The sequence below is a fragment of the Microbacterium sp. NPDC077391 genome, from assembly GCF_040686955.1.
GTDB classification, from domain to species: domain Bacteria; phylum Actinomycetota; class Actinomycetes; order Actinomycetales; family Microbacteriaceae; genus Microbacterium; species Microbacterium commune.
This window is the reverse complement of the sequence record NZ_JBFBMI010000001.1, coordinates 493,229-517,918: the sequence shown is the minus strand read 5'-3', so window position 1 is coordinate 517,918 and position 24,690 is coordinate 493,229. Positions and strand designations below refer to the sequence as shown.

At 64.5% G+C, this 24,690-nt stretch carries 18 protein-coding genes and 1 pseudogene; 15 read left to right on the top strand and 4 right to left on the bottom strand.

Going from position 1 to position 24,690, the window contains the following annotated elements:
- Nucleotides 1–6 precede the first annotated feature (6 nt).
- From AB0O65_RS02355 to AB0O65_RS02335, 5 genes are all read left to right on the top strand, one after another.
- Nucleotides 7–918: a hypothetical protein gene (locus AB0O65_RS02355; protein ID WP_363382723.1), complete on the top strand. Its 912-nt coding sequence runs from the start codon at nucleotides 7–9 to the stop codon at nucleotides 916–918.
- A 75-nt stretch (nucleotides 919–993) separates the two neighbouring features.
- Nucleotides 994–2,514 carry a sugar transferase gene (locus AB0O65_RS02350; RefSeq protein WP_363382721.1) on the top strand — a complete coding sequence of 507 codons (1,521 nt, stop codon included), beginning with the start codon at nucleotides 994–996 and terminating at the stop codon, nucleotides 2,512–2,514.
- A 139-nt stretch (nucleotides 2,515–2,653) separates the two neighbouring features.
- The gene (locus AB0O65_RS02345) at nucleotides 2,654–4,990 is read left to right on the top strand and encodes a glycosyltransferase (RefSeq protein WP_363382718.1); all 2,337 of its coding nucleotides are present in this window, start codon (nucleotides 2,654–2,656) and stop codon (nucleotides 4,988–4,990) included.
- Nucleotides 4,990–6,135 carry a glycosyltransferase gene (locus tag AB0O65_RS02340; protein ID WP_363383512.1) on the top strand — a complete coding sequence of 382 codons (1,146 nt, stop codon included), beginning with the start codon at nucleotides 4,990–4,992 and terminating at the stop codon, nucleotides 6,133–6,135. Before AB0O65_RS02345 ends, AB0O65_RS02340 begins: the two co-directional genes overlap by 1 nt.
- A 100-nt stretch (nucleotides 6,136–6,235) precedes the next feature.
- Complete coding sequence (locus AB0O65_RS02335; protein WP_363383510.1) at nucleotides 6,236–7,543, top strand: O-antigen polymerase; 1,308 nt, start codon at nucleotides 6,236–6,238, stop codon at nucleotides 7,541–7,543.
- A gap of 34 nt (nucleotides 7,544–7,577) precedes the next feature.
- Here AB0O65_RS02335 and AB0O65_RS02330 read toward each other — a convergent pair whose 3' ends face one another.
- Nucleotides 7,578–8,654: a polysaccharide pyruvyl transferase family protein gene (locus tag AB0O65_RS02330; RefSeq protein ID WP_363382716.1), complete on the bottom strand. Its 1,077-nt coding sequence runs from the start codon at nucleotides 8,652–8,654 to the stop codon at nucleotides 7,578–7,580.
- A 301-nt stretch (nucleotides 8,655–8,955) separates the two neighbouring features.
- Here AB0O65_RS02330 and AB0O65_RS02325 point away from each other — a divergent pair, with 301 nt between their 5' ends.
- From AB0O65_RS02325 to AB0O65_RS02310, 4 genes are all read left to right on the top strand, one after another.
- The gene (locus tag AB0O65_RS02325; RefSeq protein ID WP_363382713.1) at nucleotides 8,956–10,266 is read left to right on the top strand and encodes an ISL3 family transposase; all 1,311 of its coding nucleotides are present in this window, start codon (nucleotides 8,956–8,958) and stop codon (nucleotides 10,264–10,266) included.
- The gene (locus AB0O65_RS02320) at nucleotides 10,160–11,047 is read left to right on the top strand and encodes a UDP binding domain-containing protein (RefSeq protein WP_363383508.1); all 888 of its coding nucleotides are present in this window, start codon (nucleotides 10,160–10,162) and stop codon (nucleotides 11,045–11,047) included. Before AB0O65_RS02325 ends, AB0O65_RS02320 begins: the two co-directional genes overlap by 107 nt.
- Nucleotides 11,048–11,093: 46 nt before the next feature.
- Entirely contained in the window at nucleotides 11,094–12,854 is a 1,761-nt protein-coding gene (locus tag AB0O65_RS02315) for a DUF4012 domain-containing protein (protein ID WP_363382710.1), read from the top strand.
- Between the two features lie 249 nt (nucleotides 12,855–13,103).
- Nucleotides 13,104–13,694, top strand: a complete 591-nt coding sequence (locus tag AB0O65_RS02310; protein ID WP_363382707.1) for a hypothetical protein — start codon at nucleotides 13,104–13,106, stop codon at nucleotides 13,692–13,694.
- Nucleotides 13,695–13,744: 50 nt separating this feature from the next.
- On the opposite strand, the gene AB0O65_RS02305 is transcribed toward AB0O65_RS02310, so the two are convergent.
- Nucleotides 13,745–14,113 carry a VanZ family protein gene (locus AB0O65_RS02305; RefSeq protein ID WP_363382704.1) on the bottom strand — a complete coding sequence of 123 codons (369 nt, stop codon included), beginning with the start codon at nucleotides 14,111–14,113 and terminating at the stop codon, nucleotides 13,745–13,747.
- A 129-nt stretch (nucleotides 14,114–14,242) separates the two neighbouring features.
- Between AB0O65_RS02305 and galE the strand changes: the two genes are divergently transcribed.
- Nucleotides 14,243–15,268, top strand: a complete 1,026-nt coding sequence (gene galE / locus AB0O65_RS02300) for a UDP-glucose 4-epimerase GalE (RefSeq protein WP_363382703.1) — start codon at nucleotides 14,243–14,245, stop codon at nucleotides 15,266–15,268.
- Between the two features lie 106 nt (nucleotides 15,269–15,374).
- On the opposite strand, the gene rfbB is transcribed toward galE, so the two are convergent.
- Together rfbB and AB0O65_RS02290 are read right to left on the bottom strand one after the other, a co-directional pair.
- Entirely contained in the window at nucleotides 15,375–16,370 is a 996-nt protein-coding gene (rfbB, locus tag AB0O65_RS02295) for a dTDP-glucose 4,6-dehydratase (protein WP_363382701.1), read from the bottom strand.
- Nucleotides 16,367–16,468, bottom strand: a pseudogene (locus tag AB0O65_RS02290) (glucose-1-phosphate thymidylyltransferase); the annotation flags it as partial. The gene rfbB and the pseudogene AB0O65_RS02290, both read right to left, overlap by 4 nt.
- A gap of 134 nt (nucleotides 16,469–16,602) precedes the next feature.
- Between AB0O65_RS02290 and AB0O65_RS02285 the strand changes: the two are divergent.
- The 5 genes from AB0O65_RS02285 to AB0O65_RS02265 all read left to right on the top strand — a co-directional run bounded on the left by AB0O65_RS02285 (nucleotide 16,603) and on the right by AB0O65_RS02265 (nucleotide 24,688).
- Nucleotides 16,603–17,046 carry an adenylyltransferase/cytidyltransferase family protein gene (locus tag AB0O65_RS02285; protein WP_363382698.1) on the top strand — a complete coding sequence of 148 codons (444 nt, stop codon included), beginning with the start codon at nucleotides 16,603–16,605 and terminating at the stop codon, nucleotides 17,044–17,046.
- Nucleotides 17,047–17,271: 225 nt separating this feature from the next.
- Nucleotides 17,272–18,804 (top strand): sugar transferase, encoded by a 1,533-nt coding sequence (locus AB0O65_RS02280; RefSeq protein WP_363382696.1) that lies wholly within the window; start codon nucleotides 17,272–17,274, stop codon nucleotides 18,802–18,804.
- Nucleotides 18,804–19,457, top strand: a complete 654-nt coding sequence (locus tag AB0O65_RS02275; protein ID WP_363382693.1) for a hypothetical protein — start codon at nucleotides 18,804–18,806, stop codon at nucleotides 19,455–19,457. The genes AB0O65_RS02280 and AB0O65_RS02275 overlap by 1 nt, the downstream gene beginning before the upstream one ends.
- Nucleotides 19,458–19,541: 84 nt before the next feature.
- Nucleotides 19,542–23,984, top strand: a complete 4,443-nt coding sequence (locus AB0O65_RS02270; RefSeq protein WP_363382691.1) for a fibrinogen-like YCDxxxxGGGW domain-containing protein — start codon at nucleotides 19,542–19,544, stop codon at nucleotides 23,982–23,984.
- Nucleotides 23,981–24,688 (top strand): CDP-alcohol phosphatidyltransferase family protein, encoded by a 708-nt coding sequence (locus AB0O65_RS02265; RefSeq protein WP_363382689.1) that lies wholly within the window; start codon nucleotides 23,981–23,983, stop codon nucleotides 24,686–24,688. The genes AB0O65_RS02270 and AB0O65_RS02265 overlap by 4 nt, the downstream gene beginning before the upstream one ends.
- Nucleotides 24,689–24,690 lie beyond the last annotated feature (2 nt).

Below are 24,690 nucleotides of genomic sequence, written 5' to 3'. Positions count from 1 at the left end.
GCTGAGGTGAGCGGCACCACCCGCCGGTGGTTGTGGGGCGGCGGCGTAGCCCTGCTCGCCATTGCGGCGGTCGGGCTGTCGCTGCTCGCACTGCAGCGCGTCGGCGCTGAGCCGGTCGACCGACAGCCGGCCCCGGTGCCGACCTTCACCCAGCCCGACGAGACGCCGTTGCCGTCGGCTCCCCCGCCGACTCCGACCGCCTCCGGCGGGACGGACGCCGCGGCATGGGCGCCCGAAGACGAACGCTTCCTCATGGTCGGCTCGGGCGCGCTCTGGCGCGGAACCGCGGGGCAATGCGGCAGTGTCGCGCCGACGCTCGAGCGATCCATCGACGACGGTGAGACCTGGACAGACATCACCCCGACGTACAAGGGGATCGGCCAGCTGCTCGCTCTGACCCCGTTCGCCGGTGATCAGGCGGAGATCGTGGCGCTGATGGGCGACGACTGTGAGGTGCAGGCGCTGCGCACCTTCACGTACGGGCAGTTCTGGGACGCCTATGACGACGCCCTCGCCGCAGCCTGGTATGTCGATCCGTCGCAGCCGGGCACGATCATCGGTGCCGGTGAAGAGATCGCTGCGCCCTGCGCTGGGGCGCGCGAGCTCCGCACCGCGGGCGACGTGCGCGCAGTGCTCTGCGACACGGACGCATTCGTGCTCTCCGCCGACGGTGACGAGTGGATTCCGGTGGACACCGATGGCGTCGCCGCCGTAGCTGCCACCCGCGATGGTGTCATCATGGGCCATGCTGCAGCCGACTGCGACGGCCTCGCCGTCAGCGTTGTTCGTAACATTGAGCCTGAGTCGGTTGAGCGGCGCACCTGCATCCGAAGTGCGCGGGTGGCTGCCCCTGCCGCGATCGCTGCGCGCGGGGGAGTCACCCTGGTGTGGAGTGGCGCCGACTGGGTACGTGGCTGAGCGCCGCAACCCGCGTAACCTGCGCTCTTGAGACTGGTAGCATCGGGCCGGAACACTACACAGGGACGGGCCAACTTGGGGTCGAACAGCGATACGGCTACGCCACCACAGCAATCGGATGCCGCCAGGCGCACTCTGCGGGCGGCGAGGCAGCGAACAGCCTTCGATTGGCGGCGCCGTTATGCACGCCGGCTATGGGTCACCGACCTGCTCGTTCTGATCTGGGTCGTGTATGGTACGCAGATTGCCTGGCTGGGCTGGGGCGATCCGGCGGTTTCGCCCGACAGCGATCTTGGGATTCCCGACATTTCATATTGGATGTTTTCGTCAGGGCTCGTCGTCGCTTGGACGTGGGCCCTCACCTTCATCGACTCCCGCAACTTCCGCGTGATCGGCACGGGGATGACCGAGTACGTTCGCGTCGCAAGAGCGAGCGTCACGCTCTTCGGGCTCATCGCGATCGTGTCATTCTTGACAAAAGCCGAGGTTGCCCGTGGCTACCTGCTCATCGCATTGCCGACGGGCATAATAATGTTGGTTCTTGTTCGGTGGCTGTGGCGGCAATGGCTCGTGTCGCACCGCCGCGCTGGGGGCTATTCAGCAAGGGCGCTGGTGATCGGTTCTCCGACCGCAGTTGCCAATGTCGCCTCCGAACTGCGGCGATCAACAGATGCGGGCTATTGGGTCGTGGGCGCGTGCGTCCCGGAAGGACACTCGTCTGGCATCGTTCCCGGCACTACCGTCCCCATTGTGGGCAGCCTGTCAGAGCTCACACAGGCGATCGACGCTGCCCGCGCCGACACGGTTATTGTCGCGAGCAGCGGCGACCTGCCGCCGGGCGGTGTGAAGAGAATCTCCTGGGAGCTCGAGCCCGGACGACAGCACCTCATCCTCGCGCCGAACATCACCGACATCGCTGGCCCCCGGATCCACACGCGACCGGTGTCGGGGCTTCCGCTTATCCACGTCGAGACACCGCGGTTCAGCTCCGGTCAGCGGCTCGCAAAGCGCGCGATGGATGTGCTGGGCTCAATCGCGCTGATCTTGCTATCATCGCCTATGCTGCTGGCCGTCGCCGTCGCGGTTAAGGCTACGAGCCGCGGCCCGCTGCTCTACAAGCAGGAGCGCATCGGGTTGAACGGCGAACCGTTCTTCATGTTGAAGTTCCGCTCTATGCGGATCGGTGCCGATGAGGAACTACAGGCACTGCTAGAGTCCCAGGGCACCAGCGAGCAGCCGCTCTTCAAGATCCAGAATGACCCCCGCATCACGCCAGTCGGTCGGTTCCTTCGGAAACACTCCCTCGATGAGTTACCGCAGTTCTTCAACGTGCTGGGTGGAACAATGAGCCTGGTGGGGCCCCGCCCCCAGATCGCCGCAGAGGTGGCGCTCTACACGGAGGCTGCTCGCAGGCGGTTGCTCGCGCGTCCTGGCATTTCAGGGCTTTGGCAGGTGAGCGGCCGATCAGCGATGAAGTGGGAAGAGGCTGTGCGGCTCGATCTCTATTACGTGGAGAATTGGTCGCTGATCGGAGACATCGGGATATTGCTGAAAACACTCAAAGTCGTGATTGCGCCGGGGAAGACAGCGCATTGAGACCAATGAACAACGTGGCATTGCGTCTTGACACACCACCCTGCCTATCCTCCTCCTGCTAATGCCTCCATTGACTCCCCATCGCAGAGTTGTACTCGCCCAAGCGGCAGGGCAGGCGAGCGTCTTACTCGCAACCCCGTTGCTCAGCAGACTGGTTCCCGTCTCTGAGCTTGGGACCTATCAGATCGCACTCGCCATCGCACTGGCCTTGCAACCCGTTGCGACTCTCCGAGTAGATTTCGCCCTGCCGGGCGTTGCTTCCGATTTTATGGCTTGGAGAATTCAACGCCGAGGTTACGCCGCTGGATTCGCCATTCTGCTCGTTGCAGCTGCAACTGCAACTGTTTTGGCGTTAGCAGGAATTCCCCGGGCGGCCGAAATCGCAACCTATGCGGGAGTCCTCACCGTTGCGTACAGCTGGCTCGCTATCGATGGCGGCCGGTTCATACGCACGCAAGACCTGGATGCGCTGGCCACACGGAATCTCGTCTCTGGCTTGGCTGCTGCCGTCTTTCAGTGCATCCTCGTAATCTTCATACCCACAGCGGCGGCACTAACCTGCGCCATCGTAGCTGCGAGATTCTTAGCAGTCGGCCTGAGCAGGATGAAGGCGCGCGCTCGCCGCCCACTCGAGGCTAGTCGCCGCGATGATACCGATCCCTACCCAACACGGCGGATGATTACCACGGTAACCACGAGCCTCCTCGACACCCTGACGCTTCAGAGTTTCGTCTTCGTTCCGGGTGCCGTCCTTGGCGCGTCCGCTGCCGGGTACATGGGGATGACTCAACGCATTACTACGTCACCAGCGTCAATGATTGTCGGTGGCCTCGGTCAGGTTGCCCAAGCTCGAGTATCGCAAGCGCTTCGCGGATCCAATGAAACAATTTTGGCAGCGCTGATGCCCACTGTGCTGCGTCTCGGAACGATCTCGCTCGCCGCTGGCCTTGCCGTCGCTTTTATCGCGCCACCGCTTGTGGTGCCGGTTCTCGGAGAATCATGGGCGCCCTTGGAGTCTCTCTTACCGATCACCGCGCCAGCCCTGGCGCTCCAACTGCTGAGCCTCACACTGGTGCCGGTCGGCATCCTGCTTGCTGCCCAGAAATCTCTCCTGGCACTTAATGTGGTTCGCCTAGCCGTCGTAGTTGGCGGTACGGCAATCACTGCGACGCTCACACAGAACTTGCTTATCGCAGCGGTGTGGTGGAGCATTTCAACCTCCGCTGGATACTGCATACAACTACTAATAATCGTCACCAGCGCATACCGAACGGATCGCCGCATGCAAGACCTCACCAACTCGAAAGATTCACCCCACGATGTCCCCTTGGCTGATTCCAATGGCGTGGGCAAGAACCGCGCGCGCATCTTACTACTTGCGAAGCGCTTTCCACCCGCAGCCGGAGGAGTCGCTCAGTACTCGCTTCAGGTAGGGCGAGCGTACGCGCGACATGGTTACGACGTTGTAGCGGTCACCCAGGCCGTTGCCGACTCCGGTTGGCACACCGATGATCAGGAGCCGAAGCTTCGGGTTCTCAATGTCGGCAAGGGCTCACAGCTCGTCGCCTTCATGAAGTTCCTCCGCGCGACATTGCGCCTTGTCAAACACGAACAGTTTCAACTAGTGCACGCGACCACTTGGAAGATGTCAATCGTCGCGCAGACGCTACGTATTCGCGCACCACGGGTCGTGACCGTGCATGGCCGTGAAGCATTGAATGTTTCGAGATTTGGAAAACAGTTCTTCCGACGAACATTAGTGAGCGCCACCAAGATATTCGCCGTCTCAAACGCGACGAAGGAAGTAGCGCTAGCGCAGTTGCCAGACGGGTCACGGAAGGATAACTGGCTTGTGCAATATAATGGTGTCTCACTCCCGGATATAGCGGCGCAGGCCTCTCCGCGAGCCACCGAACGCAGTCCAATCGAGGTTTTCTCTCTTTGTCGGCTGGTGCCTCGCAAGAACATCGCGGCCACACTTCGCGCTGTCGCAGAAGTGCGTGGCACCAGTCAGACGCCCCTCCGCTACCGGATCGCAGGAGCGGGCCCGGAACGCGGCGCTCTCGAAACGCTCTCTACGGAGCTTGGACTCAGTGATATCGTCGAATTCCTTGGCTTCGTAAGTGACGACGAAATACCGGATCTATACGCGAAATCGGACATTTTCCTGCACCCTCATACGCATGTCGGAGAGGGAAACGATTTCGAAGGATTTGGGATCACAATTGCCGACGCGATGTCTTTCGGCTGCGCGGTTATCGTCGGCAACGCGGGCGGTCCCTGCGAGCTCGTGGAAGACGGTGTCGATGGCCGGCTTATTGACGGCTTGAACGACCGCGAACTAACGCAGGCACTCGGCGAGCTAGTAGCGGACGGTGAACTGCGGAGACGGCTTGGGGCCGCGGCACAAAGGACTGCACTCGACAGATTCTCCTGGGATCTACACATTGCCCCCGCATTAAGACTGATGTCGTGATGGAGGCTTCCATGGACCTTTTGGGGATTGCACTCATCACAACCGCCGCGCTGTGCGCACTAGCCGTCGTTTATCCGTACGCCATCTATCCACTAGTTCTTCGAGCCTTCCCGCGCGCACCACACCTAGTCACGCAACTGGAACGTCCGGGTGCAGGCTCGTTTGCTATCCTATTCTGCGCTTACAACGAGGAACAGGTCGCGAAGGAGAAAGTCGCGAATCTCAAAGCTCTGCAGAAGAGGCACCCATCGCTGGAAATTCTTATCTACGACGACGGTTCTACGGATCGCACTCGCCGACTGTTCTCACAGCTTGGGCCGAGCGTCGTGGTGAGCGGGCCTGGTCGCGCAGGAAAGGCGACTGGCATGGCTCAGCTCGTCGCCATGACGACACGCCCGATCCTTCTATTCACCGACGCGAACGTGCTCTTGTCCGAAGACATCATCGAGCGCGCCGCGCCTTACTTCGAGGATCCAACGATTGGTGGAGTGTGCGGGCATCTCGAGTACGAGGCTACTCACGGAACGGCGACTCAAGCAGCTGGTGGCGCCTACTGGGCGCTCGAGGAACGCATAAAGTCGCTTGAGTCAAGGACGGGCAGCGTCATGGGCGGCGACGGCTCCATTTTCGTAATGCGGAGATCCTTGTACCCCGACGTACCACCAACCGCGCAAGATGATTTCACGGCCACGATGAACGTCGTGTTCCAAGGTCAACGGCTGATCGCCGCCGAGGATCTGGTCGTGCATGAGCGGCTCGTGGCCGCGTCTGCGGACGAGTATCGTCGAAAGGTCCGGATCGCCGCCCGAGCCCTTCATACACACGCGCAGATGCGAATGCAGGTGCGTAGGATGTCAGGGTTTAATAGATGGAAGTATATTTCGCACAAGCTAGTCAGATGGTACGGAGCGTTCTTTCTGATAGCCGGTCTGGTCAGCGGCGTTCTTGGCATCAGCATTATCAGTCCAACCATCGGCGCCGCCGTGGCGTGCGCGATCGCAGCGCTGACGATCGCGGTGTGCCTGATCCCGCCCCTGCGCGTCATACGCGAAACCATGATCGCGATTATCGCAACCGGGCACGGTGTTGCGCTGGCACATACAGGAGCGACCTTTGCGACGTGGACGCCGCCTCAGTCGCGATAGAAGCGCAGAGCGGAAGCGCCGCTGTCCTCGGGATACACTCTCCTGGCAACCACCAACCTCAACAAACTAGTCCTCGCGGTCAGCGCGGGCGGAGTCAAGCATCAACGCCACGTACCTCTTCATCTACGCCGCACTGTTCGGCGGTCTCCTCGCTGCGTCCCTAGCTAGATCGAGGTCACCCCTCGCGCCGGCGCCTCTATGGAACGCCTGTTGGGCATTACTCTTTCTCTCAGCCGGAGTCCTGGGACAGGCGTATGAGTACGACGCTTCGAGCACAGCGCTACTTTTTTTCCTCGCAGCGTCGTTCAACGTCGTACCATTGCTGGCTTCTCACGATGCGCACGAATACTCCGTTGAGAAACGACGCTCGCTCAGCAGCGCTCTGGACTTCCCTGCCTGGTTGCTGGTGATGACGGGGCTGGTCGGCCTCCTGGGCGCAGTGCAACTCAGCTCCCAGCTTGGAACCTCCTTACTATCCGCTGACTCATTGGCACGAGCCCTCGAGGCCAGTAGCGACAACGCATCGCTCATCTACCGAGGAGAAGTAGTTAGAAGCAGCTTCGGGACAATGAGCTACGCAGTCATGCAGTTTGGATTTGCTGCTCTTGGCGCGCGCATGCGAATACGGCCAGACCGCTGGATCTGGTTAGTACTGCCACTCAACATTCTGTCGGCGGCCGCCTGGACCTTGGTGACGACTCAAAGGTCTTACTTCCTTGTGTCGATCCTTTGGCTAGTCGCTGGATATGTCGCTGCGGCCGTTGCGAGCGGAAACGAGAAGATCTCATTGAAGCTGACAGTTTCGGCCGTCAGCGCCGTCGTGGCACTCACCATTTTTGTCGTAGCATCACGAGCAGTGCGCGTATCTGGCGCGAACGCACAGCTAGATGCCAATGCTTGGTCGAGCGCCACCCTGTGGGCCGCGGGGTATATTCCAACCTTTTCAAGCTGGCATGCTGCCGGCGGCGGTTCAGAGATATATCCATTTCGGCTGCTTGCAGGTGTATTTTCCGCATTCGGCTTAGCCATCGAAACAGGCGTTCAAGCGGATGGTGAAACATTCACCTACATCGGAAATGGACAGCTCTCGAATGCATCGACCATGATGCGAGCCGCCGTGTTGGGCGGGGGCATCGTCGGAGCTTTTCTTATCGTGATCGCATTGGGGGCAATCAGCGCAGCGATTTATCATGCCTCGCGAAGAGGAAGCCCACTGGCCGCCGGCGCATACGTCGGCGTAGTAGCTACCATATTGTGGTCTATCAATGCTTGGCACTTCACGAATGCCAATCGTGTAATCGCACAGGTTCTTATAATGGGCGCCATCGGCGCTTCCTTCACAATCACACAGAAACGATATGCCGACGCTCATCGACAGACCAGGACGAGTGCATGCCAACATCGGTGATCCGAAACCCTCTCACACGAGAGAACAAATCAGTTCACACCAGAGAGTCGACGGCGTGTACCACTTGTGCGCGAATGACGCGGAGTCGCTCACGCGCGCTGTCAAGAACAGAGAGCGCCTCGACGCGACGCGAAAGTTGCACCCGCAACCATGAAGTCACCTCATCGACCGAGCTGTAACGCGTGTCCATGGATATATCGGGCAAGCCGACCGTCGCGAAATGCGCCGCAATCTTCCGTTCGGGCTTCTCCGCGAGTTCGACTGGCATTGCCCCAGATATCAATCCAAGCACAAGAACATGAAGACGGTCGGAGATCACCAAAGCAGCATTGTCGTACAGACCCCGGATCTGTTCTTCCGAGCCTGAGTTTCGCGGATCCCAAACCAAACTTCGAATACCAAGGTGGTCCGCAATTGACCGCGCGCGGTCGTCGTCGACGTCGACTTGGGAGAGGGAGACGATCTCCAGAGAATGAGTGCGAGCCAGTTCAATGATCGCCTGAAGCACTACAGTCGATGGAAACGGCCGGTCACCCCGCAGAGAGATGATCAGTGTTCGCCGTTGCTCGTCAATCGCCGAGGCGCGAGCCGCATCCGAGAATCCAATGTCGGGTGAAATCACGCCTACACCGACGATATCTAGGCTTCGTTGTTCTCGCCATAAGCACACGTCCGCAAGTTGTGAGAACTTACGATGCAGCCGCAAGGTCATCCCGGATCTTTCAGCCCTCGCGTGCTGCGCCAGAGCATGTGGAGGAATGATAATCTTCCCCCCGCGGGCTTTGACAATCAGGCCGGTGGCAAGTTGAAATAGATGATGCGGGAGACGGTGACGCCCAACCCATACCTCTCCGGGATCAGTCACAAAAATCGGCTTCGATCGTCCTAAGGCGGCACGCAGCATCCAGGCCGCACGCGCCAGTCCTCCACCAGTGACGAGCCGGTCCTGTTCATCGAACCCAATCGCCCGGATCCAACTATCGTTATGATTGCCGACAAATGCAACGAGCCCGCCCGGCCTCCTCACCCAGTCGAGCGACAGCCGTCGAATGAGAACGTCGCCTAGATTGCCATCTGGGCCGGTCATGCTGATGAAGACCTGGGATTTCACTCGTACAACGTAGCATCATCGCCCGCTGTGCTGCTTCGACCTTCAGTGACTAGTTGCGTCGCAAATCGCATGCGGCGCTGATTGTGGGTAAGTGGTAAGCACACCTTGCACACGCCTCAAAGAGCTCAGCGAAACTCTCAGTCATCCGTTGCGGTTATCTCGGCGCTGTCAATGCAGCGGCCATAACGGGCTCATCGCAGCTGAGCGTGTAGCGGTCGGCAACGTCGGGGTCCCCGGGTAGGCGTCGAGGTCTCCGTCAGGATGGAAGTTCCTACACTCCCCATCCGAGAAGACCCCGACGGTGATCAACGCTACCTTCACGCGCTCTGACCTGACCAGGTTCGCCCGCCTCGACGAGCTCGGCCTCGACGCCGTCGGCATGCATCTCACACCAGACCGGGCGGTGATCGAGTGCCGTCTCGCCGAGCCCGACCCGTGGTGCCATGCATGCGGCGGTGAGGCGACTGCTCGTGGAACAGCCGCGCGCTGGTTGGCCCATGAACCGTTCGGGCATCGCCCCACGACCTTGCTGCTGCGAGTTCGCCGGTTCCGTTGCGAGCCGTGCGCCCGGTTCTGGCAGGAGGACACCACGAGGGTTGCCGAGCCCCGGGGCAAGCTCACCCGCACAGCGTTGGGTTGGGCGCTGCGCGCGCTCGTCGTCGATCACCTCACCGTCTCTCGGGTCGCCGCAGGCCTTGATGTCGCCTGGCACACCGCGAACACCGCCGTTCTCGAGGAAGGGCGGCGACTGCTGATCGATGATCCGGAACGGTTCGACGGTGTCACCGTGATCGGCGTCGACGAGCACGTCTGGCGGCACACGCGCCGCGGCGACAAGTTCGTCACCGTGATCATCGACCTCACTGCGGTCCATGAAGGGACGGGCCCGTCGAGATTGCTGGACATGGTCGAGGGCCGCTCGAAGTCAGTATTCAAGGGCTGGCTCGCCGAGCGGCCGGAGGCCTGGCGGGCGGGGATCGAGGTCGTCGCGATGGACGGGTTCTCCGGGTTCAAGACCGCCGCGGCGGAGGAGATCCCGACTGCTGTCGCGGTGATGGATCCGTTCCACGTGGTCCGGCTCGCCGGGGAAGCGCTCGACACCTGTCGTCGTCGGGTTCAGAACAACATCTTCGGCAGGAGGGGCCGGAAGGACGATCCTCTCTACAAGGCACGTCGAACCCTGCACACGGGCGCGAGCTTGCTGACGGATCGACAGGTCGCCCGGTTGGAGACGTTGTTCGCGGACGAGCACCACGTCGAGGTCGAGGCAACGCATGGGATCTATCAGCGCATGATCACCGCCTACCGGCAGGAAGATCGCAAGCTCGGGAAGTTCCTCATGCAGTGCGTCATCGACACCGTCGCGGACGGCGTCCCGGCATCGTTGGTCGAGGTTCGCAAGCTCGGCAGAACGCTCACGAAGCGCGCCGCGGACGTCCTCGCATACTTCGATCGGCCGCGGACGTCCAATGGACCAACGGAAGCGATCAACGGCCGACTCGAGCATCTACGCGGCTCTGCGCTCGGCTTCCGGAACCTGTCCCACTACATCGCCCGCAGTCTCCTCGAAGCCGGAGGCTTCAGACCTCAGCTACACGCTCAGCTGCGATGAGCCGGATATCCTTCGCGAGGCATATCACCCCGCACTGACGAAGGGCACGCCGTTCATCGTCGCTGACCTCGGGACGGCAGAACTGCTGAACGTCTCGGCGAATGCGTTTCTCGCCACCACGGTGCCGTTCATCAATGCGATGGCTGAGGTCGTCGGTGCCGAAGTCACCGAGCTAGCCGACGCGATCGGGCTCGACGCCAGAATCGGGCGACGCTTCCTCGGCGCAGGGATTGGCTTCGTCGGCGGCTGCATGCCGAAAGACATCCGGGCGTTCGCCGCCCGCGCCGAAGCACTGGGCCGCGGCGAGTCGGTTTCGTTCCTGCGCGAGGTCGACGCGATCAACCTGCGCCGCCGTGACCGCGCGGTGCACCTCGCGGTCGACGCGCTCGCCGGGAACGTGGTCGACAAGCGCGTGGCTGTGCTCTGTGCGGCGTTCAAGCCGCACAGCGACGACATCCGTGACCCCCCTCGATGTGGCCGTGCGCCTGATAGGCCTCGGCGCCGACGTCACCGTCACCGTCACCGTCACCGACCCAGAGCTCTCGAGAACGCTCGTCGCCAGCATCCGCAGCTGACATACGTCGAGGACCGTGATGACGCACTGCGGGGAGCAGAAGCTGTCATCGTGGTCACCGAGTGGGACGAGTATCGTCGTGGACTTCCACCCGAGCACGCAGCCTCGCTGGTCGCCGGCAAGGTCATCGTCGATGGATGCAACTGCCTGAACGCTGTGGAGTGGCGCGAGGCGGGATGGACCTACCACGGGATGGGGCGTCCCTGAAAGAGCTGCAGACAGGGCCTCTCGGGCTGCGGGCTAGGCTGACGGGGTGAGTGCTGAGAGCCTGTCCGCCCGAAGGCGACGCACGGGGCGGATCGTCGGATGGGTACTCGGCAGCATTCTGCTTGTGACCCTGTGCCTCACGGCGTGGGTCGGCATCCGCGGGTTCCTCGCATATCAGCACCTCGCTGACGCGCGAGAACGCGCCGGCAACGCCGCCGCAGCCCTCGCAGATCCTGCCTCGGCCGCAGGGCTCATCCGTGAGATTACCACCGACACGTCCGCGGCCCGCGAGCTCACGAGTGACGCTGCCTGGAGAGTCGCCGAAGGCGTGCCATGGGTGGGGCCGCAACTGGTAGCCGTGAGCTCAGTCGCGGCCGCGATCGACGATGTCGCGTCATACTCGCTCACGCCACTTGCTTCCGTCGCCGGGTCGGTCTCGCTCGACAGCATCCGTCCGCAGAACGGAGCAATCGACCTGTCGGCGTTCAGCGAGCTGGACGGAGCGGCATCCGAAAGCACGTCGGGGCTGGCAGCCGCCGCATCGGCAGTCGACAGCATCGATGCCGCTCCCCTGCTCGGGCCGCTGCGCGACGCCGTCGACGAGGTCACGGATCTCCTTTCACAGGCGCATGTCGCCGCCGATGCGCTGAACCGTACCACTGCGCTGCTGCCGCCCATGCTCGGCGCCGACGGACCGCGCGATTACCTCATCGTCTTCCAGAACAACGCCGAGTGGCGTTCGCTCGGCGGCATCGTGGGCGCGATGGTGCTCGTGCACACCGAGAACGGGCAGATCACCCTGGGCGCGCAGGCATCGTCGTCTGACTTCACCCGCTACGACGACCCGGTCGTGCCGATGACCGACGACGAGATCCGGCTGTTCGGCCGCCAGCCCGCGAGCTACGTGCAGAACGTCACTCAGATCCCCGACTTCACACGCGATGCACCGATCGTGCAGGCGATGTGGCAGCGCCAGACCGGCACCACGATCGACGGCGTCCTCTCGCTCGACCCTGTCGCCCTGTCGTACCTGCTCGAGGCGACCGGACCCGTCTCGCTGCCGACGGGCGACGAGCTCAACGCCGATAACGCCGTGCAACTGCTGCTGAACGAGGTGTACCTGCGCTACGAAGATCCCCGCCAGCAGGATGCGCTCTTCACGGCCGCCGCGGCGTCGGTCTTCTCCTCGCTCACCTCCGGGACCGTCGATCCGGTAGCGCTCGTGACTGCCCTCGGGCGCGCGGGTGAAGAACATCGCCTCATGATCTGGAACGCCGCACCCGACGAGCAGTCAGTGCTCGACGGCACTACGCTGCAGGGCGTCCTCGGGCCCGTCGATCCCGACGACGCAGAGTTCGGTGTGTATCTGAACGATGGCACCGGTTCGAAGATGGACTACTACATGCAGGTGGCCGCCGGCGTCGAGTCGTGCACGAACGGTGAGAGCACGCTGCGCGTCGCCCTGCGCAGCACCGCCCCCGCCGATGCGGCATCCCTGCCGTGGTACATCACTGGAGGCGGCAACTACGGCATCCCCCCGGGCGAGGTCGAGACGGTCGCCTACATCTATCTGCCCGAGAACGCTGAGCTCGTGTCGGCCCGGTTGCCCGGTCAGGAAGAGGCGCCCCCGCTGGGCGGCGGCACCGACGCCGGCCGGCAGGTGCTCGTGTGGACGACGCAGCTCGCCCCGGGTGCCGAGATCACTCTCGACGTCACCGTGACCACGCCCGACACCGACGCCCTGACGGCTCGCGTGACGCCTACGGTGCACGGCGTCGACGCGGTTACCGTGTGCGAGAAGCGCTGAGCCGGTCGCCGGTTTATCACTGAGCCAGCCTGTTCACCGCGCCACCACAGCCATCGAGAGGGTGTCGTTACACGAATGACACCGACTCTTCGCGTAATGGACACCCCTGCGGTTGCGCCTGGCTGTGCTTTTCCTGAATAATCGACGAGGATGGCTGACGCGGGTAGATCGATGTCCTGCTGTTCAGCAACGGTGTGCGTGGGCGCGCCGACCGGAGCACACATACGCAACGTTCCAGAGGGGGACACCTTGAAGCACACCATCACCAAAGCCGCCGCAGTCGCAGCACTCGCCGCCGGCGCACTGTTCGCCGTTCCTGCCGCTGCCTCGGCAGTCGAGGGCTACACCCCTCCCGCTCAGGGTCAGGTCAGCGATTCGACCGTCGCACCGGGCGAGGCCATCACGTTCTCGGTCACCGATGCCGCCTTCGTTCCCGGCGAGACCGTTTCGATCTCGATCACGGGTGAGAACGCCAGCGGCGCAAGCCTCGGCTTCGTGAAGTTCGCCGTCGAGACCCGCGCCCTTGGCACCACCACCGCGAACGGTGCCGGTGGCGTCTCGGGCGTTCGCATCAACCTGCCCGCCAACGCGTCAGGCACGTACACCATCCTCGCCACCTCGCCGTCGAACCCCGTCGGCGTCTCGGCTACCGTGACGGTCGCCGCAGCAGGCACCGGCTCGAACGGTGGCAGCGACGACGACGCTCTGGCGACCACCGGCCCCGACAGCGCAGCGATGCTCGGCCTGTGGGTCGGCGGCGGTGCGCTCGTGCTCGCCGGCGGTGCTGTCGCCGTTGCGAGCGCCGTGCGCCGCAACCGCGACCAGTCCGTCGAGGCCTGATCTCAGCAGTATTGAGAAGCCCCGTGCGCAGTCTGCGCACGGGGCTTTTGCTATCTCCGCTCGCGCACGCGCTGCCAGACGGCAATGGCGATGACGCCCAGGCACGCGCCGAAGCCGTTGGCCAGCACGTCGAGAAGGCTCGGCGTGCGCGCCGGAAGCAGCAGCGCCTGCCCGAATTCAATCGACGCTGCCGCCAGCAGCGTGAGCAGCACCACCGCCCAGCGACGGCGCGAGAGCACCGCGAATCCGGCGCCGAACGGCACGAACATAGCCACGTTCGACGCGAACTCCAGGCGGCCGTACGTCATGCCTGGCACGTTGCGGATGATCCACTGCACGAGCCCCCGCGCCTGCGGCCCCGAGTCCACCGGCACCGGCCAGAAGACGACCAGCAGTACGGCGACGCCGTAAATGGCCATGCCGATCACGATCGCCCTCGCGTGCGCGCGCGAACGGCCCTCACTCGATGTGTCGATGGTCTCTCCCTCTGCAGCATCCCCGAATCGAGCGTAATCGGTCGCCGATCCGCCCGCCTGTAGTCTGGGGGCGTGCGCATTCTTCTCACCGGCGGTGCCGGCTACATCGGATCCCATGTCGCCCTCGTCCTGCTGGAGCGCGGCGACGATGTCGTCGTCATCGACGACTTCTCGAACAGCAGCCCGGAGTCGTTGCGGCGGGTCGAGCAGCTCACCGGCAAGACGCTGCAGGTCATCAAAGCCGACCTCGCCGACCGTGCCGCAGCCGAAGCCGCACTGCGCGACGTCGACTTCGACGCTGTCATCCACTTCGCCGGCCTGAAGGCCGTCGGGGAATCGGTCGCGCAGCCGTCGCGCTACTTCCGCACCAACCTGAACTCGACGCTGAACCTGCTCGACATCATGCGCGAGAAGGACGTGCGCAAGCTCGTCTTCAGCTCGTCGGCGACGGTCTACGGCACCCCGGTAGCCGGGGTGGAGCGGCTCGACGAGACCCAGCCGGTCGGTATCGGGATCACCAACCCGTACGGCCGCACGAAGGCGTTCATCGAGCAGATCATCGCCGACGTGCAGGTCGCTTGGCCCGAGCTCGAGGCCGTGCTGCTGCGCTACTTCAACCCGGTCGGGGCGCACCCGTCCGGCGAGATCGGTGAAGACCCGGCGGGCATCCCGAACAACCTCATGCCGTTCGTCGCGCAGGTGGCGATCGGGCGTCGCGAGAAGCTCTCGGTGTTCGGCGACCAGTACCCCACGGTCGACGGCACCGGTGTGCGCGACTACATCCATGTGATGGACCTCGCCGAGGGTCACGTCGCGGCCCTCGAGCACCTCTCCCCCGGCGTCGAGGCGTACAACCTCGGGTCGGGCGAAGGCGCGAGCGTGCTCGAGGTCGTGCGTGCGTACGCCGAGGCGAGCGGGCGTGAGATCCCCTACGAGATCGTCGCACCGCGTGCCGGAGACCTCGCCACCACGATCGCTGACCCGGCGAAGGCGAACGAGGCGCTCGACTGGCGCACCACGCGCACGCTGGCCGACTCGTGCCGTGACTCGTGGGCGTGGCAGGTCAAGAACCCGAACGGGTTCGCACCGCGGGAGTGAAGCGCTTCCTGTCAGACCGGTGACCCGGAACACTTCGGGCAGGTCGAGGAAGATCAGCCCGGCGATCGGCGTCTCGGTGAGGTCAGGTTGTGGCCGAACTCGATACTCACTGTCCCTTCCCCGCGTAGAACGCCTCCACCGCGTCCTTCGACGGCGCCCACCACGATTCGTTCTCGCGATACCAGTCGATCGTCGCGGCGAGGCCTGCCTCAAAGTCGGCGTACTGCGGCATCCAGCCCAGCTCCTCCCGTAACCGGGTGGAGTCGATCGCGTAGCGCAGGTCGTGACCTGCCCGGTCGGTGACGTGGTCGTACGCGTCGGCGGGCTGGCCCATCAGGGTGAGTATCAGCTCGACGACGGTCTTGTTGTTCTTCTCGCCGTCGGCGCCGATCAGGTAGGTCTCGCCGATGCGCCCCTTCTCGATGATGGTGAGCACGGCCGAGGAGTGATCGTCGGCGTGGATCCAGTCGCGCACATTCAGCCCCGCGCCGTACAGCTTCGGCCGGATGCCGCGGATCACGTTCGTGATCTGGCGCGGGATGAACTTCTCGACGTGCTGGTACGGACCGTAGTTGTTCGAGCAGTTCGAGATCGTCGCGCGCACCCCGAAGGACCGCACCCAGGCGCGCACGAGAAGGTCGGAGCCGCCCTTGGTCGACGAGTACGGCGACGATGGGTTGTACGGTGTCGTCTCGGTGAACCGCTCGGGGTCATCGAGCTCCAAGTCTCCGTACACCTCGTCGGTGGAGATGTGGTGAAAGCGCACATCGTGCTTTCGCACGGCCTCCAGCAGCGTGTACGTGCCGACGATGTTCGTCTCGAGGAAGGGGCGCGGGTCGTGCAGCGAGTTGTCGTTGTGCGACTCGGCGGCGTAGTGCACCACGACATCCGCCTCGGCCACGAGCGAGTCGACGACAGCCGCGTCGGCGATGTCGCCCTGCACGAAGCGCACCCGGTCTTCAGGCAACCCGGCGAGCGATGCCCGGTTGCCGGCATACGTCAGCTTGTCGAGCACCGTCACGTCGTGGTCGGTGTGCCCGATCACGTGGTGCACGAAGTTCGAGCCGATGAACCCGGCGCCACCGGTGACCAGCAGTTTCATCGATCGCCCCTCTCGAGCAGGCCCAACAGGTGAGAGCCGCATCCCGATTTCACCACCTTCTCCGCTCGGTCGCGCAATTCGTCGTCAATGAGGGCCCCTGACGCAGCCACTGAGCGACTTTTCGCCGCCGCCTTGCCCTACACGCGTAACCACTAGTAGAGTCGCAGCCACGGCCAATGGGGAGCCGTGATACGGATGGGGATCCGTACGAGAACGTTGATCTGGGGAGATCATGGGGACGCGTATCGGCTATGCCGCTGGGGCTTTCGACCTTTTTCACGTCGGGCATCTGAACATCCTTCGCCACGCGCGAGAGCACTGCGACGTGCTCATCGCCGGCGTTGTGAGCGACGAGATGCTTCGCACAGTGAAGGGCATCGAACCGGTCGTACCCACCGCTGAACGCGCAGAGATCGTGCGTCACATCTCGTACGTCGATGACGTCTATATCGAGACTCGTCCGATGAAGATGGATGCCTGGCGCGACCTGCACTTCACTCACTTCTTCAAGGGCGACGATTGGCGTGGCACCGAGAAGGGCATCGCTCTCGAGCGCGAGTTCGCCGACGTCGGTGTAGAGGTCGTGTACTTCCCGTACACGGTGCACACGTCGAGCTCGATACTGCGCCGAACACTCGAAGTGCTGACACAGAACACCGTGGCGGTGGCTCGATGAACGGGGACGACTCGCGAGGTCCGCCCGTTCGATGAGCTGATCGCGTTGCACTGCAAACGTGGATGGGGCTGGGGAGCCGCATCCATCCCGTGAACTGGGGTCACGGGAACCTGGGCCGGGGGCCGGCTCAGGGGAAAGCTGCCGTCGTGACGGCAGATACTGGGGAAAGTCTGGGGAAATGACGCACTGGGGTTTGCGTACGAATACGGCTCATGGAGCCTCGGAATGACTTCCGTAGAAGACGTTCTGAGCGTGAGCGGCGTCGGGATCGATCGTCCCGTCGTCGCCGCACCGCGAGCCCTGCGCGCGGTGCCCGACTTCGTCGTGGCACCGCGCGCAACAACGACTCTGGAGCAGAGACGCCGTTGGGAACGGCACTACCGGATGCTCCTCCAAGCCACGGATGCCAGCACGATCGCCCTCACTGTGGGGCTGACCGTCAGCATCCAGATCCAGCTGGGTGCCAGCCCGGTCGACTCGACTGCTCGCGCTCTTCTCTTGAGCGTTCTGTGGTTGGCGATTCTCGGTGGCACCCATACGCGCGACGCCGCCCTCTTCCGCCCTAGTGCGGTGGAGTACCGCAGCGTTGCGCGCGCCACCGGCTCAGCATTCGGCGCTCTGGCCATTGGTGATGCGCTTCTGAGCCTGCATGGAATGCAGCTGCTCTTGCTCGTCGCCCTCCCCACCGGGTTGGGGCTGCTGGTGCTGAGCCGGTGGTCGTGGCGTCGCTGGCTGCTCGCGCAGCGGGCGCAGGGAGTGTTCTCATCACGGACGCTCGTCGTCGGTCACCATGACGATGTCGAGTACGTCATCGCCAACCTCAGCAAGCCGAACTCGGCCGGGCTGCGTGTCGTCGGAGTGACGCTGCTCGATGGTGACGCGAGAGAGATCGTCGTCGGCGACGGTGCGTATCCCGTGCTGGGGGATGTCAACTCCGTCGGCACCATCGCGCAGGAGCTCGGCGCGGACACCGTGGTGGTGGCCAGCCGTCCGCGCGGCGACGCCGAGTTCGTGAAGAGACTGAGCTGGCAGCTCGAGGGAACGGCCGCCGAGCTGGTGCTTTCGAGCAGGCTCGCCGATGTCGCGGGTCCGCGTCTGTCATTCGAAGCGCTCGACGGCCTGCCTCTGATCCGGGTGCAGATCCCCTCATACTCTGGCGGGCAGCATCTGCTCAAGCGCGCGCTCGACATCGTGGTCGCCTGCTGCGCGCTGATCCCGATCGCGCTGGCGTACCCCGTGCTCGCTCTGCTGATCAAGCTCGACTCTCCGGGCCCCGTCTTCTTCTTCCAGGAGAGGGTCGGTCGCGACGGACGGCTGTTCAAGATGGTGAAGTTCCGCTCGATGCGCACCGACGCCGAGCAGCAGCTTGCCGCACTTCGCTCGCACAACGAAGGCTCAGGACTGCTCTTCAAGATGAAGGACGACCCTCGCGTCACCAGGGTGGGCCGCGTGCTGCGCAAGCTGTCACTCGACGAGCTGCCGCAGTTCTGGAACGTGCTGACGGGCGACATGAGCGTCGTCGGACCGCGCCCGCCACTGCCCAGTGAGGTCACCGGCTATGACGGCAAGGTGTTCCGCCGGCTCTACATCAACCCGGGCATCACGGGGCTGTGGCAGGTGTCGGGCCGTAGCGACCTGTCGTGGGACGAGAGCGTGCGCCTCGATCTGCGCTACGTCGAGAACTGGTCGGTGATGAGCGACCTGCAGATCATCTGGCGCACGGCGAAGGTCGTAGTGCGGCCGAGTGGAGCCTACTGATGTCGACCCTCACCCGCACTCGCCGCCTGATCCTCTTCGTGCTGGTCGGCGCCCTGCTGATCATCATCGCGACGGTCGCCGTCGCGACGATCGGCGCTCGTCTGTCAGCGCCGGCAGCCAAGCCCTCTCCGGCGGCCACGTCGACCGATGACGATGATGACGTGTCATCCGCTCCTCTGACCGCCTTTCCGACCCCGTCGCCGGCTCCGCTCACCGACGACGAGACGGCCGAAGTTCAACGAGCCGACGTCGCGATCGATTCGCTGCTCGCCGCGCTCGACGAGGTGAGCCAGCGGGGAGACGGCTCGGCGGTGGGCATCGAGAGCATCGCCACCGGTTGGGTGCTCGGCGAGGTGCAATCTCGCGCTCGTGAGCAGTACGACCTGGGTTACCGGCAGACGGGCGAGGCGACGGTGACCCAGTCGACGCCGACCGCGGTCGACCTTGCCGCCAGTCCCCCGACCATCACCATCAAGGTATGTGTCGATGTGTCGGCGGTCGACGTCGTCGACGCCGCCGGCAAGTCGCTCAAGGCCGCGCTGTACAACCCGGGCCGCCCGACTGCCCACATCTACGGTGCCGTCTTCGAAGACGGCACGTGGAAGGTATCCACCCACGACATCCCGGACGTCCAGGACTGCCCGAAGCCCTGACGACGGACTAACGAAAGACAGATCATGAGCACACTCACCACACCCCGGAGGCCCCGCTTCGCGCGCCTCGCGGTAGGTGCGGCTGTGGGGATCGGAGCCCTCGTCGGGTCCCTGCTGATGCCCGCCGCCGCCAGCTCGGCGGTAACGCCCCCGGCGGACGGGCGCACGCAGGAGACGGCTGCCGCCTCCTGCTGGGAGATCAAGCAGAACACCCCCGATGCGAGCAGCGGCATCTACTGGCTGGTGACGCCGAAGCTCGTCGCGCCCGAGCAGTTCTACTGTGATCAGGAGACGTCAGGCGGAGGCTGGGTTCTCATCGGTCGCGGACGCGAGGCGTGGAAGGAGGGCTACCACGGCCTGCGCACCCCCGCCCAGCTTCGCAACACGGTCACGGGCACCGGCGCATTCCTCCCCGCTCAGCTTCCGTCTGCCACTGTCGATGGCCTGCTCAACGGCGAGCGCGTCGACGGTCTCGCCGACGGCGTTCGACTGCGTCGCGCGGCCGACACCGCGGGAACGCAGTGGCAGGAAGCGCGATTCACGTTCGTCCAGCGCGACCGGTGGGTGTGGACGTTCGGTGCAGAGCACCGAGTGCGCACCTATTCGTTCGACGGCGTCTCGGGCACCAGCGGGCAGACGAACAACTTCGGGAACAACAATCAGCTGCGGCGGGTCGTCTTCAACCAGCCGTCCACCCACAGCTTCCTCAGCGGCTGGGCCTACGGATCGAGCCAGGGCGGCAGCACCGCCTCAGACTCCTACATGTGGAGTCCGTCCGGCCAGGGGTACGCCAGGCCGTTCACCCAGGTCTTTCTCCGTCCGCAGCTGAAGATCGCAGACCTCGACTTCGGCAACGTCCCCACTGAAGGAGCGCCGGCGACGACGGTGGCCGCGATCCCGGAGAGCGATGCGATGACCACGCGCTGGGGGGTGTCCGGATTCGCGAACGGCAGCAGCGGCGAGCTCAACACCGAGGTGGCTGAATTCGCTGAGACCGACGGCAAGGTGTACGTCGGCGGCAACTTCAAGTACGTGCAGCGCACTCAGGCCGGCGACGGCCAGGTGCAGCAGTCGAACCTCGCCGCGTTCGATGTCGCAACAGGCGAATGGGTTCCGGAGTTCCGCCCGGCGCTCAACGGTCAGGTCAAGGCCATTGCCGCCCTTCCCGACGGACGACTGGCGGTCGGCGGCCAGTTCACGACCGTGAACGGTGTGCCCCAACCGGCTCTTGCGATTCTCGACCCAGACACGGGCCAGCTCGCGGGGTGGCAGGTGGTCGCCGAGCACCGTGCCACCGGCAGCCTGCCGTACGTGCGAGATCTCGATGTGCAGGATGGCTTCCTCTACGTGGCCGGCGCGATGACGCACCTCACGGCTGCCGGAAGCTCGACCAGTGCCAGCACCTGGAACGGCGGCCGCATCAATCTGGCCACCGGCGCCCCCGACGTCCACTGGAACGCGTTCCTGAACGGCACTTCGGTCGCCGTCGACGCCTCCGCCCAGGGCGACCGCGCGTACCTTTCCGGGTACTTCAAGATGAAGCAGGGCACATCCACGCCGAGTGCGGTCGCGCTTCAGACTGCCGCCGGCGCACCGCTCGTCGACCCGCTCTGGGTGCCGTCGTTCTCCAAGTCGGGGGTGGACGCCTCCGGCAACATCACCGGTAACGTCTGGCAGCTCGGCGTGACGGAAGCAGGCGGAAAGGTTTGGCTCGGCGGATCGGAGCACTCGCTGTTCGCCTATGACCGCAACACCTTCCAGCTTCTGCGGGGCTCCATCACCAAAGCCGGCGGCGATTTCCAGACGGTCGAGCACAACGATTCGCTCGTGATCGCCGGCTGCCATTGCGGCCACTGGGTCTACCAGGACGCTTACAAGTGGGACGGCGTGGGCACGAACTGGAAGCAGTCCGACAAGATTAACCTGGTCGGGGCTTGGGACGCGGCGTCGGGTGACTATGTCGCCGCGTGGTCTCCCACTCTCGAAGCGCGGGCCGGCTACGGCGCCTGGGGCACCTTCTACGACTCACGAGGCGTACTGTGGGTGGGCGGCGACTTCTCGCGTTCTGTGCGCGCCGGAGGCGCTGCGCAGTGGTCCGGCGGATACGTGCGTTTCGCGCCGACCGACACGACCGCACCTACGCAGCCGGGCGCGATCACGTCCTCCCCTGCCATCGGCGCCACAGAAGCGACTCTCAACTGGGGCTCGTCTTCGGATGCGAACGGCGTGACGTACGAAGTCCTCCGCGGAAACCGCGTCATCGCAACGACGACTGCGACGTCTTACACCGCGCCGATCACCGATGAACCGGCTGACTATTTCGTGCGTGCACGAGACGCGGCAGGCAATCGATCTGCGACCACACCTGCGTTCACACTCGCACCGGCGCCGGTCAACACCTTGACGTTCGCGAACGAGGCGTCGCTCTGGTCATGGCGGTACTCGGACGACCCGCTGCCGGCGGATTGGTCCTCGATCTCGTTCGACGACTCCGGATGGGCCACGGGCAGCGGACTCTTCGGCCGCAATGTGCCGACCGCGACGACGAACATCGACCCGACCAACCTGACTCGAAAGCCGCTCAGCGCGCAGTTCCGGCACACGTTCGCCGTGACCGAGGCGGCGAGCGTCGTCGACGGCAGGGTCAGCGTCATCGTCGACGACGGAGTCGTGGTCTATCTCAACGGCGTCGAGCTGGGCAGAGCGAATCTGCCGACAGGCGTGCTGTCGTCGACGACGTACGCGACGACCGCGCCACGGTACAGCACCGCGTCGCGCAACCCCGTGGAGTTCACGGTGCCTGTGGGTCTGCTCGTGAACGGCGACAATGTCATCGCCGCGTCGACGCACGCCAGCTGGCGTGCGACGCCGGACCTCAGCTTCGCCCTCTCGTTCACCGCGATTCGCGGGGAGAAGCCGGCGCCTCCGGCAGCCGTCACCGACCTGGCGGCGACGAGTACATCCGACTCTGTCGCCCTGACGTGGAACTCACCGACGGGCGGCACCGCCCCCACCGGATACACGATCACCAGGGATGGCGCGCCGGTCGGCTCGACAGACGCGGCGACCAAGACATTCACCGACTCCGGTCTGTCACCCGCGACCGCGTACAGCTACACGGTCACGGCTACGGGGCCCGGCAGCCTCGTATCCGAGCCGCGGTCCGTGCAGGCGACCACGAAAGCGCCGCCGTCACCCGCCGAACTCCCGGTGGTCGTAGATGAGGCGTCGGTGTGGTCGTGGCGGTATTCCGACGATCCGCTGCCCGCCGACTGGAACAGCACCGCCTTCGACGATTCCACGTGGGCGACCGGCAGCGAACTCTTCGGCCGCAATGTGCCGACCGCGACGACGAACATCGACCCGACCAACCTGACTCGAAAGCCGCTCAGCGCGCAGTTCCGGCACACGTTCGCCGTGACCGAGGCGGCGAGCGTCGTCGACGGCAGGGTCAGCGTCATCGTCGACGACGGAGTCGTGGTCTATCTCAACGGCGTCGAGCTGGGCAGAGCGAATCTGCCGACAGGCGTGCTGTCGTCGACGACGTACGCGACGACCGCGCCACGGTACAGCACCGCGTCGCGCAACCCCGTGGAGTTCACGGTGCCTGTGGGTCTGCTCGTGAACGGCGACAATGTCATCGCCGCGTCGACGCACGCCAGCTGGCGTGCGACGCCGGACCTCAGCTTCGCCCTCTCGTTCACCGCGATTCGCGGGGAGAAGCCGGCGCCTCCGGCAGCCGTCACCGACCTGGCGGCGACGAGTACATCCGACTCTGTCGCCCTGACGTGGAACTCACCGACGGGCGGCACCGCCCCCACCGGATACACGATCACCAGGGATGGCGCGCCGGTCGGCTCGACAGACGCGGCGACCAAGACATTCACCGACTCCGGTCTGTCACCCGCGACCGCGTACAGCTACACGGTCACGGCTACGGGGCCCGGCAGCCTCGTATCCGAGCCGCGGTCCGTGCAGGCGACCACGAAAGCGCCGCCGTCACCCGCCGAACTCCCGGTGGTCGTAGATGAGGCGTCGGTGTGGTCGTGGCGGTATTCCGACGATCCGCTGCCCGCCGACTGGAACAGCACCGCCTTCGACGATTCCACGTGGGCGACCGGCAGCGGACTCTTCGGCCGCGGCGTCTCGTCGGCGACGACGAACATCGACCCGACGAATCTGGAACGCAAGCCGCTGAGCGCGCAGTTCCGGCATGCGTTCACCGTCGAGAATGCCGCCGGGCTGGCCGATGGCAGCGTCAGCGTGATCGTGAACGACGGCGTCGTCGTATACGTCAACGGCGTCGAGCTGGGAAGAGCAAACCTGCCGACCGGCACTCTCACTCAGACCTCGTACGCCACCGTCGCGCCGCGTCACAGCACTGCTTCCGCCAACCCGGTGGCCTTTGCCGTTCCCTCCTCTCTCCTGATCGATGGGAAGAACGTCATCGCGGCGTCGACACAGGCGAGTTGGCGCGCAACTCCCGATCTCAGCTTCGCCCTCTCCGTGAGGATGGAGCGCAGATGAATCGCATGTCGACCGTCGACGCACGCCGGGCACTCGCCGCCGCGCAGAAACCGGCGGCGGGCGTACCCGCCTACCTCAGATGGGTGAACCGGCCGCTCGGCGGGCAGGTAGCGGTGGTCGCGGCACGCTGGCGCTGGACGCCGAACCAGATCACAGCGCTCAGCGCCGTTTCGGGTGCGATCGGCATCGGCGTCCTGGCCATCAGCACCGAGTGGTGGGCCGGCGTGGTCGCGGGCGGACTGCTTCTCGTCGGCTATGTCCTCGATTCCGCCGACGGCCAGCTGGCGCGTATTCAGCGGCGCGGAGGCCCGGCAGGTGAGTGGCTGGATCACGTGGTCGACGGAGTGCGCGCACCGCTCGTGCATGTTGCGCTGGCGATCCATCTGCTGCGCACGGACTCCCCTCCTGGGATGGCGTACGTGGCACTCGTCTTCTCCGCGGTCGTCTCCGCGTGGTTCCTCTCTCAGCTTCTCGCTGAGAAGCTGCTCCCACGGCCGGTGGGCCACGCCGCCGCCGAAGACCGGAACGGCATCCTCGAATCCTTCGTCAAGCAGCCGCAAGACACCTCGACGACGTATTTCGCGCTGATGTTCGTCGGGCTTCCCGCGATCTTCGCATTCCTCTACATCGCCCTGTTCGTCTGGCACGTGCTGATCTTCGGACTTTCGCTCCGTCGGAAGTACGCTCAGCTGACGGCGCTCTGACC

Bases quoted from the DNA above. Each gene is read 5' to 3' on its own strand.
- AB0O65_RS02340 (WP_363383512.1), top strand. From the start codon at position 4,990: ATGGAGGCTTCCATGGACCTTTTGGGGATTGCACTCATCACAACCGCC.
- AB0O65_RS02305 (WP_363382704.1), bottom strand. From the start codon at position 14,113: ATGGCCATTTACGGCGTCGCCGTACTGCTGGTCGTCTTCTGGCCGGTG.
- rfbB (WP_363382701.1), bottom strand. From the start codon at position 16,370: ATGAAACTGCTGGTCACCGGTGGCGCCGGGTTCATCGGCTCGAACTTC.
- AB0O65_RS02285 (WP_363382698.1), top strand. From the start codon at position 16,603: ATGGGGACGCGTATCGGCTATGCCGCTGGGGCTTTCGACCTTTTTCAC.
- AB0O65_RS02280 (WP_363382696.1), top strand. From the start codon at position 17,272: ATGACTTCCGTAGAAGACGTTCTGAGCGTGAGCGGCGTCGGGATCGAT.
- AB0O65_RS02275 (WP_363382693.1), top strand. From the start codon at position 18,804: ATGTCGACCCTCACCCGCACTCGCCGCCTGATCCTCTTCGTGCTGGTC.
- AB0O65_RS02265 (WP_363382689.1), top strand. From the start codon at position 23,981: ATGAATCGCATGTCGACCGTCGACGCACGCCGGGCACTCGCCGCCGCG.